The 14,586-nt window shown below is 64.7% G+C and carries 10 protein-coding genes and 1 pseudogene; 2 read left to right on the top strand and 9 right to left on the bottom strand.

The window, feature by feature from the left end:
• Position 1: 1 nt before the first annotated feature.
• The 7 genes from nuoH to ACYQ8E_RS14745 are packed head-to-tail and all read right to left on the bottom strand — an operon-like array spanning position 2 to position 8,498.
• Positions 2–997 carry an NADH-quinone oxidoreductase subunit NuoH gene (nuoH, locus tag ACYQ8E_RS14775; protein WP_066724293.1) on the bottom strand — a complete coding sequence of 332 codons (996 nt, stop codon included), beginning with the start codon at positions 995–997 and terminating at the stop codon, positions 2–4.
• The gene (gene nuoG / locus ACYQ8E_RS14770) at positions 994–3,399 is read right to left on the bottom strand and encodes an NADH-quinone oxidoreductase subunit NuoG (protein ID WP_459861253.1); all 2,406 of its coding nucleotides are present in this window, start codon (positions 3,397–3,399) and stop codon (positions 994–996) included. Before nuoG ends, nuoH begins: the two co-directional genes overlap by 4 nt.
• Positions 3,400–3,444: 45 nt before the next feature.
• Positions 3,445–3,816, bottom strand: a complete 372-nt coding sequence (locus ACYQ8E_RS14765) for a GxxExxY protein (protein ID WP_459861252.1) — start codon at positions 3,814–3,816, stop codon at positions 3,445–3,447.
• Positions 3,817–3,847: 31 nt separating this feature from the next.
• A complete protein-coding gene (nuoF, locus tag ACYQ8E_RS14760) occupies positions 3,848–5,119 on the bottom strand; it encodes an NADH-quinone oxidoreductase subunit NuoF (protein WP_459861250.1) in 1,272 nt (423 codons plus the stop codon).
• Entirely contained in the window at positions 5,116–5,595 is a 480-nt protein-coding gene (gene nuoE / locus ACYQ8E_RS14755; RefSeq protein ID WP_459861248.1) for an NADH-quinone oxidoreductase subunit NuoE, read from the bottom strand. Before nuoE ends, nuoF begins: the two co-directional genes overlap by 4 nt.
• Positions 5,596–5,655: 60 nt before the next feature.
• Positions 5,656–8,043 (bottom strand): NADH-quinone oxidoreductase subunit B/C/D, encoded by a 2,388-nt coding sequence (locus tag ACYQ8E_RS14750; protein ID WP_459861246.1) that lies wholly within the window; start codon positions 8,041–8,043, stop codon positions 5,656–5,658.
• The gene (locus tag ACYQ8E_RS14745; protein ID WP_459861244.1) at positions 8,040–8,498 is read right to left on the bottom strand and encodes an NADH-quinone oxidoreductase subunit A; all 459 of its coding nucleotides are present in this window, start codon (positions 8,496–8,498) and stop codon (positions 8,040–8,042) included. Before ACYQ8E_RS14745 ends, ACYQ8E_RS14750 begins: the two co-directional genes overlap by 4 nt.
• A 260-nt stretch (positions 8,499–8,758) precedes the next feature.
• Here ACYQ8E_RS14745 and ACYQ8E_RS14740 point away from each other — a divergent pair, with 260 nt between their 5' ends.
• Positions 8,759–9,628: a TRAP transporter TatT component family protein gene (locus ACYQ8E_RS14740; RefSeq protein WP_459861242.1), complete on the top strand. Its 870-nt coding sequence runs from the start codon at positions 8,759–8,761 to the stop codon at positions 9,626–9,628.
• Positions 9,629–9,649: 21 nt separating this feature from the next.
• Here ACYQ8E_RS14740 and rnhA read toward each other — a convergent pair whose 3' ends face one another.
• Positions 9,650–10,111: a ribonuclease HI gene (gene rnhA / locus ACYQ8E_RS14735; RefSeq protein WP_066724272.1), complete on the bottom strand. Its 462-nt coding sequence runs from the start codon at positions 10,109–10,111 to the stop codon at positions 9,650–9,652.
• A gap of 83 nt (positions 10,112–10,194) precedes the next feature.
• On the opposite strand from rnhA, the pseudogene ACYQ8E_RS14730 reads away from it, so the two are divergent.
• Positions 10,195–11,265, top strand: a pseudogene (locus ACYQ8E_RS14730) (SO_0444 family Cu/Zn efflux transporter).
• Between the two features lie 96 nt (positions 11,266–11,361).
• Here the strand turns inward: ACYQ8E_RS14730 and ACYQ8E_RS14725 are convergent.
• Positions 11,362–14,469, bottom strand: a complete 3,108-nt coding sequence (locus ACYQ8E_RS14725; RefSeq protein ID WP_066724257.1) for a hybrid sensor histidine kinase/response regulator — start codon at positions 14,467–14,469, stop codon at positions 11,362–11,364.
• Between the last annotated feature and the right edge of the window lie 117 nt (positions 14,470–14,586).

Below are 14,586 nucleotides of genomic sequence, written 5' to 3'. Positions count from 1 at the left end.
TCTATCCCTTCAGCCAGAGCATTACCGCCCCGGTAATCACCACATTGACCAGCGCCACCGGGACCAGGAATTTCCAGCCGAAATGCATCAGCTGGTCGTAACGCAGCCGCGGCATGGTGCCACGCACCCAGATAAAGACGAAACAGACCGCCATCACCTTGAGCAGGAACCAGAGCACCGGCGGCAGCAGCGGCCCGTGCCAGCCGCCGAGAAAGAAGACGGTGGTCATCGAGCCGAGGATGATCATGTTGATATATTCACCGACGAAAAAAAGCCCGAAACGCATCCCCGAGTACTCGGTGTGGAAGCCGGCGACCAGTTCGTTCTCCGCCTCGGGGATATCGAAGGGGATACGCTTGCTCTCGGCGGCGACGCTGACCAGGAAGATCAGGAAGGCGAGGGGATGGGTGACCGCAAAGGGGTAACTCGCCTGGGCGTTGACGATATCGGTCAGGGAAAAAGAGCGGGACGCAAGGATCACCGGCACCACCGCCAGCCCCATGGAAAGCTCGTAGGAGATCAGCTGGGCGAGGCCGCGGATCGCGCCGAGCAGGGCATACTTGGAGTTGGAGGCCCACCCCCCCAGGGCGATGCCATAGACCGCCAGGGAGGAGAGTCCGAGAAAGTAGAGGACGCCGACGTTGAGATCGCAGACCACCATCGGCACCGTCTGTCCGAAGAGGGTCAGCGGCGGGCCGAAAGGGACGACGGCGAAAGCGAGCAGGGCGGTCACCGCCGCCAGGCCCGGCGAGATCATGAAGAGCCATTTGTCGGCATGGGCCGGACAGACATCTTCCTTGGTGAGCATCTTGATCAGGTCGGCGAGGGGCTGCATCAGACCGAAGGGGCCGACCCGGTTCGGTCCGTAGCGCAGTTGCATGCGCCCCAGAAGCTTGCGCTCGGCAAGGACGATGTAGGCAGCCATGGTCAGGATCACGCCGAAGACCAGGGCGAGCTTGACGAGAATCAGCACCAGGGTGACGAGCAAGGGCGTCATGGGTCCTCCCCTCGGGCGATCTCACATTCGTCGGCCGGGCCGCCGGGGACGAGACAGGCGAGGCTGCTGCCACGCAGGCGCGGAACAATCACGAGCCCGGAGGCCATCTCGGTCACCACCCGGACCCGGGCCTGAAGCTGGCCGAAGCGCGTGGCGATGCGGACCGCCGCGCCGGAGACGAGACCGAAGCGGCCGGCGTCGTCGGGGTGGAGCAGCACCTCCGGCTCCGGACGCAGCGGCGCCAGCGGCGCCGAGAGGCTGGCCAGGAGCTCCGATCCGGCAAAGCTCTCCACCGGCAACAGCCGCAGGGTTCCCGCCGGAACACAGTGAGGGCGCGGCCGCACCGGTGCTGGAGGCTGCTGACCGGAACCGCTGACGCGCACCCCCTCCCCTTCGGGATCGAGACCCACCAGCCCGGCAAAACGCGGGTCGGCAACGGCCAGGGCCGCGCGCACCGTTTCCAGCTCCGGCTCCAGGCCGGCCAAAAGGGCGAGCAGCTGCCAGGCCGGGCGCGGCTCGTCGCCGGGGGTATCGAGCCGGAAGCTGCGCGGCGGATGGTCACCAGCGCCGGTCACAGAAATCGGAAGGCCGGGGGCAAAGGCAGTGGCAAAAGCGAGCATCCGCCCCTCCTGGTTGACAAAGCTGCCGGCGCTCTCCGCCGGCACCGTGGTCGGCAGGAAGATCGCCGCCCGCGGTCCGGCCTGCCCCGGAACGGCATCCAGCACCACCAGCAGTTCGAGTCGCGCCAGGGCGGCCTCGACCCGGCCGGGGTCGGGGTGATCCTGAAACGGATCGCATTCAAGGCAGACCAGGCTCCGGACCGCACCGGCAAGCATGGCGTCGAGCAGATGGTCGGCGTCAGGGCGATCGCCGGCGAGGAGCGCGGCCCCGTAACTGTTGGGCGCGGCGAGGAGCAGGGCAGCGCCGCAGCGGCGCTCGGGGCGGTCAAAATGGCGGGCCGTCGCGAGCAGGGCATCAACCCCCGTGGCGCCGAGCAGGTCGCTGCCACCAAGCAGCACCGGTCGCTGCGTCTGGTCGAGGCGGGCGGCGATTCCGGCGAGCAGGCTCTGCTGCTGGCGGCTGAAGGGGGCGAAGTCGCCCGTGACCAGGGCAGCCAGGGCGATGGGCAACTGCTCCGGCGGCAGCGGCAGGTGGGTGGCGGCACAGGGGAGGGTCACCGGACGCGGATCGAGGATCGCGACCCGGGCGCCGCGCCGGACCGCCTGGCGGATCGCCAGCGCCAGCATCGGCCCCTCGGCGAGGGGGTCGGCGCCGACCAGCAGGATGAAATCGCTGTGACGGATCTCTTCCTGGCTGCGGGTGAGATCGCCGAGACCGGCGGCGAGGGTGCGGGCGGCACGATCACGCTGCGGATGGGGATCGAAGAGGATCCGGTCGCTGCCGATCGACCCGGCCCAGCGCCCGAGAAGCCAGTTCGCCTCGAGCGAAGCACGGGGGGAACCGAGAAAAGCAATGCTGGCCGGACCGTGGGCCTTGACCTGGGCGGCGATCCGGCCCCCCAGGGCCAGCAGCGCCTCGCGCCAGTCGACGCGGTTGCCGTCGACGCGGGGATGGCGCGGCCGGTCGGGGTGGTTGGCATGGCCGTAACCGAAGCGGCCCCGATCGCAGATGAAGAAGCCGTTGGTCTGGCGGTTGATGCCGGAGCGCACCCGCTGCAGCTCCCGGTAGCGGGCGCCGGGGATGACGGCGCAACCGAGGCTGCAGTGAGGACAGATCGACGGCGCCTCCTGCAAGTCCCAGTAACGGGACTTGAAGCGATAGGTCTTGTCGGTAAAGACCCCGGTCGGGCAGGCATCGACGATATTGGCGGAGAAGGGGCTCTCCAGCCGTCCGGCGCGGAAACGGCCGAAGAAGAGGCGGTTGCGCGTCCCCATGACGCCGAAATCGTCGCCGCCGCAGTAGTCCTGGTAGGTGCGCACGCAGCGGTAGCACTGGATGCAGCGGTTCATCTCCTGAACGACGAAGGGCCCGAGGTTCTGGTTGTTCCAGGTCCGCTTCGGACCGCGGTAACGGCGGATACCGTGCCCCCCGGCGATGGTCATGTCCTGGAGCTGACACTCGCCCCCTTCGTCGCAGACCGGGCAATCGTGGGGATGGTTCATCATCAGCCATTCGATGACATGGCTGCGCTGCTCGGCGGCGTCGGCATCGACGGTGGAGACGACCATGCCGTCCTTCGCCTCGACCATGCAGGCCATCTGGATCCCCTTGATCGGCCCATCCTCGAACCTCATGGCGCAGAGGCGACAGGCCCCCACCGCCCCCAGCGCCTCGTGGTAACAGAAGTGCGGGATGACGATGCCGAGCGCCTTCGCCGCCTCAAGAACATTGGTCCCGGCGGGAACGGTGATGGATCGGTTGTCGATGGTCAGAGTCGGCATAAGACCTTTTTTCCACAGAGACACAGAGACACGGAGAAAATCTCTTCAGAGCACAATGCGCTTAACCCCATCCTTGAGGACGGGGACGTTGAAATTGATCAACAGCCCCAGAGGCTTGTGGGCGAGTTTCATATAGCCAAGCAGCTGTGCCTGATGAACCGGGTCGAACCGGTCGACCGCCTTCAGTTCAACAACGATCTGATACTCCACCAGCAGATCCAGGCGGTGCACCCCAAGCCTTTGGCCTTTGTACAGGACCGGGACTTCCAACTGGTTTTGTACTGACAGACTGCGTCTTTCCAATTCAAAACAAAGAGCTTTTTCGTAAAGAGATTCCAGCAGCCCCGGCCCGAGTTCGCGATGAACTTCAATCGCCCCGCCGATAATCTGTTCCGACAACAGATTAAGATTCTGCATTTACTCTGGGTTTCCGTGTCTCCGTGGCTGATCAGCTTTTCAGGGGACACTTCCCCCGCTTGATATGATCCTCGACCTCTTCGCCGAAGAGCCGCAGCAGGCTCTCCACCGGTCCCATCGCCCCCATCGCCAGGGCACAGAAGGAACGGCCGTTGATATTGCGGATCTGGCCGCGCAGATTGTCGATATCGTCAGGGGTCCCCGCACCGTTCTCGATCTTCTCCAGCAGCCAGTTGACGTAGGGGAGGCCGTCGCGGCAGGGAGTGCACCAGCCGCAGCTCTCGCGGGCGAAGAAGCGGTTGAGGTTGAGGGTCGCCCGCACCATGCAGGTGGTCTCGTCGAAGACCGTCACGCCAGCGGTGCCGAGACGGCTGCCATAGGCTTCCGGTCCCTCGAAGTCGAGGGGGGTGTCAAGGTGCGCCGCCGTCAGAAAGGGGGTCGAAGCACCGCCGGGGAGGCAGGCCTTGAATTTCTTTCCCTGCCAGACCCCGCCGCCATGCTCCTCGACGATCTCCCGCAGGGTGGTGCCGAGGGGGAGTTCCAGGCACGGGGTCCGTTCGAGATGACCGGAGAGGCCGTAAAGCTTGGTCCCCGCACCCCGCTCGGTCGCCGCCAGGTCCTTGAACCAGTCGGCGCCGTTCATGACGATATGCGGGACATTGGCGAGTGTTTCGACATTGTTGACCGTGGTCGGCTTGCCGAAGAGGCCCCTGACCGCCGGGAAGGGGGGCTTGCTGCGCGGGTTGGGGCGCTTCCCCTCGATCCCGTTGAGCTGGGCGGTCTCCTCACCGAGGATGTAGCGTCCGGCGCTGCCATGAACATGAATCTTCAGGCCGAAACCGCTGCCGAGAATATCGTTACCGAGATAACCGGCGGCGGTCGCTTCAGCAATCGCCTGTTCGAGGTTGGCGACGCACTTCTCATAGGCATAGCGGATGAAGATAAAGGCCTCCGGCGCCTGCAACGCATAGGCGGCAACGATGACCCCCTCGATTACCTGGTGCGGATCGGCCTCGATGAGCAGGCGGTCCTTGTAGGTCCCCGGCTCCATCTCGTCGCCGTTGACCACCAGGTATTTCGGCCCCGGCTGGTCGGCCGGGAAAAAAGACCACTTCAGCCCGGTCGAAAAACCGGCGCCGCCACGGCCGCGCAGCCCGGAATCCTTGATCAGCTCGCGCACCGCGGCCGGGGTCATGGTCTTGACCGCCTTGACCAGGCCCTCATAGCCGCCGGTCTTGCGAAAGTCGTCAAGGAAGACGGTCGCGCCCGGATGGCGATTCTTGAAGAGGACTTGTTCGCTCATGCCTCGCGTTCTCGCTCCAGGATCGCATCGACCTTCTCCGGTGTCAGCTCCCCGTAGGTGGTGAAACCGATCATCATCGCCGGGCTTTCGCCGCAGGCGCCGAGACAGCAGGTCGGCAGCAGGGTGAAGGCGCCGTCGGCGCTGGTGCCGCCTGGGGCGATACCGAGCTTCTGCTGCAGGTAGCTGTAAATCTCCTCGCCGCCGCGGCTCCAGCAGCAGATCGAATCGCAGACATGGATCACCTTGCGCCCGACCGGCTGCCGGTAGAGCTTGTCGTAGAAGGTCGCCAGCTCCTCGATTTTCAGCGGGCTGGTGTCGAGGATCTGCGCCGCCAGCTCGATTCCGGCGTCGGGAATCCAGCCATGGTTGGCCTGGATCGCCCGCAGCACGTCGATCACCATCTCCATCGGGTGCTCGGCAGAGGCGGCCCGGGCCGTGAAGGTATCGATCTGGTTTTCGGTGAGAAGCAGCTCCATACGGTGATCAATTCCCTGTTATCTTGAATTCTATCCGTCCGACAGGTCCCATATCGCCCCCTAACGATCGAGATCGGCCAGCACGAAATCGATCGATCCGAGGATGGTGATCAAATCAGCGACCAGCCAGCCGCGGGTCAAAAACGGCAGCGCCTGCAGGTGCGGGAAGCTCGGGGTGCGGATACGCATGCGGTAGGGGACGTTGTTGCCGTCGGAAACGGCGTAGTAGCCGCACTCCCCCTTGGAAGATTCGATCCCCCGGTAGCATTCCCCCACCGGCGGGGTCATCCCCCGGGTGACGTTGACAAAGTGGTGAATCAGGCTCTCGATGTCGCGCAGCCCGTCCCCCCGCTTCGGATAGACATATCGGTAGTCATCGCTGATCCAGCGACCGGAGGGCATCTGTTCTGCCGCCTGCCGGACGATCTTCAGGCTCTGGCGCATCTCCTCGAGCCGCACCTGGTAGCGGGCGAAGGAGTCGCCGCCGGTCGCCGTGGCGACCTCGAAATCGAACTGCTCGTAGCTCGAATAGGGCATCGCCCGGCGCAGGTCCCAGGCCATGCCGGTGGCGCGCAGGTTGGGGCCCGAGAAGCCCCACTCGATCGCCTCGTCGCGGGAGATGACCCCGATCCCCTCGGTACGGGCGCGGAAGATCGGACCGTCGGTGAGGAGTTTTTCGAACTCGACGATGCGCGCGGCGAAGTCCCGGGTGAAGGTGTCGACCACCGCCTTCCAGCCATCGGGGAGATCGTCGGGGACGCCGCCGATACGGAACCAGGAGGGGTGCATGCGGCCGCCGGTGATCATCTCGACGATGTCGAAGATCTTTTCCCGCGACTCGAAGGCGTAGAAGACCGGGGTCATGGCGCCGACATCGTGGCCGAAGGTGCCGAGCCAGACCAGGTGGTTGCTGATCCGGAACAGTTCGTCGAGCAGCACCCGGATGTAGCGGGCGCGGGGCGGCACCTCGACGCCGAGCAGGGTCTCGACCGAGTTGAGGTAGGCGTGGTTGTTGAGCACCCCGGAGAGGTAGTCGATGCGGTCGGTGTAGGGGATGAACTGGTTCCAGTGCTGACGCTCCCCCATCTTCTCGGCGCCGCGGTGGTGATAGCCGATGTCGGCATCGAGGTCGACGATCTCCTCCCCCTCGAGCTGCAGCACCAGGCGCAGCACGCCATGGGTGCCGGGATGATGCGGGCCGAGGTTGAGAATCATCGTCTCGTGGTCGTCCGGCAGGCGCCGTCCTTTGAAGAAGGCGCCGCCGTCCCGGGGGATCATGGTCGCCGCCGTCTCCGCGGTATAGGGGGCCATCTCGGTGGCGCGGAAGGGGTGCTCCTTGCGCAGCGGATGGCCGACCCAGGAGTCGGGCATGAGGATGCGGCGCAGATCGGCATGGCCGGCAAAGCGGATGCCGAACATGTCATAGACCTCCCGCTCGTACCAGTCGGCGTTCTTCCACAGCCCGGTGATCGAGGGGACTTCCGGCTCCCTGCCGGTCAGCGGCACCTTGACCCGCAGGTAGCCGGGATCGTCAAAATTGAGGAGATGGTAGACCAGGGTAAAGTCATGCGCCTGGCGATTCGAGCGGGCGCTCTCGTCAACGGCGGTGAGATCCTCGAGGCGCCGGAAGCGCTGCGGCGCCTCCTCCTTGAGAAACTTCAGCAGCTGCGGGGCGGTGGCGGCGTCGGTGACCAGGGTCGGCATGTCCCGCCCCTGCGGGTCCTCGGTGACGCTGGCGCCGAAGCGCTGGGCCAGGGCTTGCTGCAGGTCGCCGGTCGACGCGGGGAATTCGATCTGCGGCTGGTCGGGCCGCCACATCTGCTCGGAGCGACTCTGCCAGAAGTTCGGCTGCTGCAGCGAACTGCCGCGAATCGCCGCGTTGCCGTAGCCGGGGCCACGCGGGTCGCGGCTCTTGCTCACCCCGTCGACCAGCACCGGCACCGTCGTCCCCTCGCTGCCGCCGGCCAGCCCCAGCACCGGCCGCGCCGGACGCTCCTCGCGGGCAATCTTCTCCTGGAGAAGGAGAAGCCCCTGCATGAAGGCTTCGGGGCGGGGCGGACAACCGGGGATGTAGACGTCGACCGGGAGAATCTGGTTGACCCCCTGGATGACACTGTAGACATCGTACATGCCGCCGGAGTTGGAGCAGCTCCCCATGGAGATGACCCACTTGGGGTTGGCCATCTGCTCGTAGAGACGCAGGATCGATGGTCCCATCTTTTTGAAGGGGGTCCCGGAGATGACCATCAGGTCGGCTTCGCGGGGAGAGCCGCGCAGCACCTCGGCGCCGAAGCGGGCGAGGTCGAAACGGGGCGTCATACTCGTCATCATCTCGACGAAACAGCAGGAAAGGCCGAAGAACATCGGCCACAGGCTGTTCTTGCGCCCCCAGTTGATGGCATCGTCGAGGGAGGCGAGGAGCACACCCGGCGGCAGCTCGCTGCTCATGACTCCCTCCCGGGACGTGCCTTGAGGTGCATTCGTGGCCCCCAGTCGAGCCCGCCCATCTTCCAGACCCAGGCGAGGCCGGCGAAGAGAACGACGATGAAGAAGGTAATTTGCAGGAACCCGGCCCAGCCGAGGAGATCCCAGGCCACCGCCCAGGAGACGACAAAGATCATCTCGACGTCAAAGACGATGAAGAAGATCGCCACCAGATAGAAGGGGACCGGCTCGCCGAGCTTGGCGGCACCGGTCGGCGCCACCCCCGACTCGTAGGCCTCTCCCTTGAGGGAACTATGGCTGCGCTGACCGAGGTTACGGGCGAGCAGGAGCAGCAGACCGACAATGAAGACCGCAATCCCGGCATAGAGCCCGAGCGAGAGGAGCGCGGCGAAATCGGGCGGCGCTTCCCCGCCGGAGGGGGCGGCAGGCAGATTGCTGGCGGCGACGGCAAAGGTCATGAAAAACCCGGGCAAAGGAAGGGGCGAACGGGTGGGTCAGCTGTCCCGGCGGGGGAGCAGAGCACAGCCGGTGGGACCCGTCCGGCACCGTTGTGGCGAACGTAAAAACGGTCCAAATCATACCACAGAATAATTCGATGTCTATCGGCAGAGAGGGGCGAGAAGGATTGCGCCCGCCCCCGGGAAGGTCCCTTGAAAAGGGCACTTTCTCCGCTAGACTTCAGAACATTCGAAGCCCTTTGGCAAAGGAGTGCCTGCCCATGAAAAACTGCGTTCGCTTGGTATTGGCCCTGACCGTCCTGCTGCTGGCAGGCGGCTGCAGTATGACCTGGCGAGCGGAGTGGCCCGTTGCCGGCCGGAACCAGCCGACGGCTGCGTCCAAGGCATTGCTGGACCAGGCGGAAAGCGAGTTTGCGACGGCGGGCGATGCCGGCGGCGTCCGGCGGGCGATTACAGCATATCAGCAGGTACTGGCGGAGAACCCTGCCGACTACCGGGCCCTGACCCGTCTCAGCACCCTGCATATCCTGCTCGGCACCGCCTACACCAAGGGGCGCTCGGAGCAGAGCGAGATTTTTCACCGGGCGATGAAGTATGCCGAGCGGGCGATGTATACCAATCCCGACTTCCGCGCTGCCGTCAGCGATGGGACCCCGCCCTGGGAGGCCGCCGGCAGTCTCACAGTGCGGGAGGTCGAGGCGATCTTCTTCTGGGTCACGGCCGTGCAGTACGACTTCAAGGACGGCATGTCGCTGCCGGGTAAAATCGTCAACATCGGCTGGCTGCAGCATTGCCAGAAGATGCTCGACTGCATCGAGGCGGTGGCACCGGAGTTTGGCGGTGGCGGGGTGGAATTCGCACGGGTGATCTGCTACTACGCCCTCCCCGAGTCGATGGGGGGCTCCAAGGCGAGGGGGGACGAGTACATGCAGCAGGCGGTGGCCAGGGGCGACCGGGAAGGGTGGCTGCTCCCCCGCTGGGCACGGGGGAAATATTATTACGAGATCCTCGACCAGACCGAGCTGCAGCGGCAGGACCTGGAATGGGTCGCCAGCCAGGACCCGGCCAGGATGCGGGACCCCTACCCCTGGCGGATCCACTTCCAGGAGAACGCGCGGGAACTCCTCTGACGCCACTTTCCCGCCACGCCGTTACGCCTGACGATCAGACCTGCGCCCGGCGGCGATCGCCGCCCGGGCGAGCTCGTCGCAGCGCTCGTTCTCGGCATGGCCGGCATGCCCGCGCACCCAGTGCCACTCGACCTGGTGCCTGCGGCTCTGTTCCAGCAGCTCTTCCCAGAGGTCGCGATTGGCGACGTCTTTCTTCTGGCTGTTCTTCCAGCCCCGTCGCACCCAGCCGTCGATCCACTCGGTGATCCCCTTTTTGACATACTCGGAATCGGTGGTCAGCTTCACCCGGCAGGGACGCTTCAATGCGGACAACCCTGCGATGGCGCCGGTCAACTCCATGCGATTGTTGGTCGTCTCCGGGGCATAGCCAGAGAGCTCCTTGACCTTGCCGTCGTAGCGCAGGATCGTGCCCCAGCCGCCGGGACCGGGATTCCCGGAGCAGGCGCCGTCGGAGAAGATTTCCACCAGTTTGTCGTTTGCCATTCGGATCGTCCCCGGGTTAGAATGCAGAGCCGCACGATACCGGAATCGTTCCGAAAAGAAAACCCTCTTCACCGGTCTTGTTCATGCCTGGAATCCTGCTCGACATCCTCGCCGCCTGCTGGCAGATCCTGGCCGAATCGGCCCCCTACGTCCTCTTCGGCTTTTTTGCCGCGGGGCTGCTCCGGGGCCTGATTTCCGACCAGGCAATAACCCGGCACCTCGGGGCGAACTCCCTGGGAGCGGTTCTCAAGGCCTCCCTCTTCGGCATCCCCCTCCCCTTGTGTTCCTGCGGAGTGATCCCGGCTGCCATCGGCCTGCGCCGCCAGGGTGCGGGAAAGGGCCCGGCCGCCGCATTTTTGGTGTCGGTTCCCGAGACCGGGGTCGACTCCATCGCCATTACCTGGGCCCTCTTTGATCCGCTGATGACCCTGCTGCGGCCAGTGGCGGCCTTTGTCACCGCCACCGTCACCGGAGTGCTGATCAACCTTTTGCCCGAGGACCGGCCCGCGCCGCCGGTGGCAACAACGCCCGGCTGCGGCTGACCGGGCAACGCTGGCGGGAGTTCCCCGTCGCCGCCCCGACCAGCCACTCTCGGCTTGCGCCTGCGCGCCGGCCTTGACTATGCCTTTGGTGAGCTGCTGCACGACATCGGCCGCTGGCTTCTCCTCGGCATCCTCATCGCCGGCACCCTGAACGCCCTGCTGCCGGCCGATTTTTTCACCCGCCACCTCGACAACGAACCACTGTCGCTGCTCATCATGCTTGCCAGCGGCATCCCTCTCTACATCTGCGCCAGCGCTTCGACGCCGATTGCCGCGGCCCTGGTGCTCAAGGGGCTCTCCCCCGGCGCCGCCCTTGTCTTTCTCCTTGCCGGCCCGGCCACCAACGCCGCGACCATCACCGTCGTTCGCCGCTACTGGGGGGGCGCTGCCACTGCGGTCTACCTCGCGTCAATTGCCGGTTGTTCCCTCATCCTCGGCTGGCTGGCAAACCGCATCTACGGCTATAGCGGCCTTGAAATCACCCTGGCGATGAACAGCGGGCAGCCGTCGGGCCTGCGCCTCCTGGAGCAGGCGGCCGCGGCCATGCTGATTATGCTCTTGCTGCGGGCCTGGCGACGCCGGCGCCCCAAGTCGGACCCAGCCCCGGGCTAGGCATTGCTTCGGGAAATGCGGAGGCGAGATAAGTCCTGCTGGAATTGGCGGGGCCGGTGCTGAAAAGGAAGCGCTGGCCGACGCTCCGACCTGCGGCTAGGCGCCGAGAACCTCCCGCACCTTGGCGCCCAGCGCCTTGAGCGTGAAGGGTTTCTGGATGAACTGGACACCCTCGTCCAATACCCCGCGGTGGGTAATGATATCGGCGGTATAGCCGGACATGAAGAGGCACCTGAGCCCCGGATAGCGGGCCTGGAGTTTTTCGGCCAGCTCCCGGCCGTTCATTTCGGGCATGACCACATCGGTCATCAAGAGGTGGATTTCGCCGCGGTGTTCCTGGGCCAGGCGAATGGCCTCACCCGGGGTCGCGGCGGCCAGTACCCGATATCCCTGCAATTCCAGCATCTGGGTGCCGACATCGAGGATGTCCGGCTCGTCCTCCACCAGCAGCACCGTCTCCTTCCCCCCTTCGATCGCCTCGGTTACTTCCGCGGCACCGGCAGGCACTTCCTCCCCCTGGTAGCGCGGGAGATAGATCTTGAAACTCGTCCCCTGCCCCGGCTCGCTGTAGACGTCGATAAAGCCGTCATTTTGCTTGACAATGCCATAGACCGTCGCCAGCCCGAGCCCGGTCCCCTCGCCGACCCCCTTGCTGGTGAAAAACGGTTCGAAAATTTTCGCGCGGGTCTCCGCGTTCATGCCGCAGCCATCGTCACTTACCGTCAGCAGAACGTAGTCACCGGGAACCAGGCCGGTGTGGTGGTGACTGAACAGTTCGTCACAGCTGAAGGAGCCGGTCGCCAGGGTGATCCGGCCGATGCCGTTGATGGCATCCCGCGCGTTGATGCAGAGATTGGTCAGAATCTGGTCGATCTGGGATGGGTCGATCCGGATCGGCCACAAATCGGGTCCCGGGAGCCAACGCAGTTCGATCTCTTCACCGATCAGCCGACCGATCATTTTAAGGGCGTTGTTCACAGTTGCGTTCAGGTCGAGCACCTCGGGGGCGACGGTCTGCTTGCGGGCGAAGGCGAGCAGTTGGCGGACGATGTCGGCGGAACGGGTCGCCGCCCGCTGGATTTGTTCCAGATGCCCCTGCAGGGTGGGAGAAATCGTCTCCTTTTTCCGGGCCATCTCCACGTGGCCAAGAATGACACTCAGCATGTTGTTGAAATCATGGGCCACCCCGCCGGCGAGACGTCCCACCGATTCGATCTTCTGGATCTGACCCAGCTGAGCCTCAAGTTTGTCCTTCTCCTCCTCCCTTTGCACCTGTTCGGTGATGTCCTGGATGGTCCCCCGCAAATACAGCTCCTGCCCTTCTTTTTCCGCCCGGAGGGCGCCGCGCCCGCTCACCCAGCGGATGACCCCGTCATTGTTGCGAATGATCCGGTACTCCCGGTTAAACGGCTTTCTCTGCCCGATGACCTCTTCCTGGAGATAGCGCGCGAGCGAGTCCCGGTCCTCGGGATGGACGAGAGCAAGCCACCCTTCGATGCTCCGCTCGTAATCGGGACCGATGCCGAAAATGGCATCCAGAACCTCCGAGGACTGCCAATACCTCGCCACCAGGTCGGCCTTGTACGAACCGATGGCGGCGGCGCGCTGCGACTCCCGAAAGAAAAATTCACTCTCCCGCAAGGCAGCTTCTGTTTTTTTGCGGTCATCAATGTCGACATGCACCCCCAGCATGCGCAGGGCTTTGCCCTGGTGGTCCCGCGCCATGATCTTGCCGAGGGACAGGATCCATTTCCAGCCGCCATCCCTGGTCCGCTGCCGGAACTCCACTTTGTATTGGGGCAATTTCCCTCGCAGATAGTTCCGGAAGGTGGCAATCACTGCATCCCGGTCATCGGGGTGCAGGCGCGCGGTCCACCTGGCGTTGGTCTCGTGAAAGGTCGCCGGATCATAACCGAGCATCAGGGCGTAACCCGGGTTGACCACCGCCTCGCCCGTCTGCAGGTTGAGGTCGTACAGCCCCATATTGCCGGCCTGCAGGGCCAGTGCCATACGCTCCTCGTTGGCCCGCAGGGTGGCTTTTGCCGCCTGCTCTTCGGTAATGTCGCGCGCCGTGGCAAAGGCTAGCCCCGCCGTTTTATCGTAGGTCACCCGCCACGACAGCCACTTGACCGAACCATCCTTGCAGTAGTAGCGGTTTTCAAAATTATCGGTGAACCCTGCCTGCTGCTGGCGGCGGATTTCCTCCACGGTGGCCTGGCGATCGTCGGGATGAACAAATTCGAGGATCGGTTTGGCAGCGATCTCGGCCGCCGAATAACCGAGGGTTGCGGTGAAGGCCGGGTTGATCTTCAGAAAATAACCATCGGGGTCGGCCATGCACATCAGGTCGGTGGAGGTCTGGAAAAAGCGGAAGTACTCCTCCCGCTCTTTCTCTGCCTGCCTGCGCTCGGTGATGTCGGTCAGGGTGCCGGCAATGGCGACGGTTCTCCCCCCCTCGATGATCGGCGTTTCGTTGACCTCGACCCAGATCTTCCGCCCTTTTTTGCCGATGCACTCCAGCGAATAGGGGGGCTGGCGTACGCCGGTTTCGATCGCCCGCTGGGTCGCCGCGACGCCCGCCTGGTTGAGGGGATGATCGGTGATCAGGTCGGTCCAGCGCACCATTGCTTCCGCGGGTTCGCAGTCAAAAAACTCCCGGGATTGCGGGCTGACATAGGTCAGGAGCTGGTCGGGGGTGTGTATGTAAAAGAGGTTGGTGCTGTTTTCGACGACCAGCCGCAATCGCTGCTCGGTCTCCCGGAGCCGCTCTACGGCCTGCTTGCGGGCGGTGATGTCCTGGAGATAACCGCTCCAGATCACTGTCTCACCGGCCGGCGCCGGGTTGGGCCGGGAATGGACCAGCAGCCATTTCAAACGGCCGGAAGGTGTGATGATGCGAACCTCGGTGGAAAATTCCCGTCCCGCCCGGTTGGCCGCCAGGTCGGCCTGGTGGAAACGCTCAATATCCTCGGGATGCACCAGCTGCCAGGCCAGGTTCATGTCCGCGAGGAGCGCATCCGGGTCGAGCTCCAGCAGGGCCCGGCACGGTCCCGGGGCGACGTAGAGAAAGCGGCTGGTCCCGGTCGCGTCGATGAAAGAATCGTAGAGCATGACCGGCAGGGTATTGACCAGCCGTTCATAGCGCTCCTGGCTGGCGAGCAGGGCCGCCTCGCGCTGCCGGTCGTTCGGCGCCTCGTTTTCCATCGTCGTTCTTTCGTTGTGCCCCTAAGTCGGGCGGATGGCAATAATTTTGGAAGTTTAACAGATTTTTCCGCGCCGCAAAGGGGCGCAGCCGAAGGCGGGCAGCCATCCCCCGGGCGG

Source organism: Desulfuromonas carbonis, assembly GCF_054658035.1.
Note: the sequence above shows the minus strand (reverse complement) of the source record. Positions and strands in the feature narration are given on the sequence as shown.

Bases quoted from the DNA above. Each gene is read 5' to 3' on its own strand.
- nuoH (WP_066724293.1), bottom strand. From the start codon at position 997: ATGACGCCCTTGCTCGTCACCCTGGTGCTGATTCTCGTCAAGCTCGCC.
- nuoG (WP_459861253.1), bottom strand. From the start codon at position 3,399: ATGCCGACTCTGACCATCGACAACCGATCCATCACCGTTCCCGCCGGG.
- ACYQ8E_RS14765 (WP_459861252.1), bottom strand. From the start codon at position 3,816: ATGCAGAATCTTAATCTGTTGTCGGAACAGATTATCGGCGGGGCGATT.
- nuoF (WP_459861250.1), bottom strand. From the start codon at position 5,119: ATGAGCGAACAAGTCCTCTTCAAGAATCGCCATCCGGGCGCGACCGTC.
- nuoE (WP_459861248.1), bottom strand. From the start codon at position 5,595: ATGGAGCTGCTTCTCACCGAAAACCAGATCGATACCTTCACGGCCCGG.
- ACYQ8E_RS14750 (WP_459861246.1), bottom strand. From the start codon at position 8,043: ATGAGCAGCGAGCTGCCGCCGGGTGTGCTCCTCGCCTCCCTCGACGAT.
- ACYQ8E_RS14745 (WP_459861244.1), bottom strand. From the start codon at position 8,498: ATGACCTTTGCCGTCGCCGCCAGCAATCTGCCTGCCGCCCCCTCCGGC.
- ACYQ8E_RS14740 (WP_459861242.1), top strand. From the start codon at position 8,759: ATGAAAAACTGCGTTCGCTTGGTATTGGCCCTGACCGTCCTGCTGCTG.
- rnhA (WP_066724272.1), bottom strand. From the start codon at position 10,111: ATGGCAAACGACAAACTGGTGGAAATCTTCTCCGACGGCGCCTGCTCC.
- ACYQ8E_RS14725 (WP_066724257.1), bottom strand. From the start codon at position 14,469: ATGGAAAACGAGGCGCCGAACGACCGGCAGCGCGAGGCGGCCCTGCTC.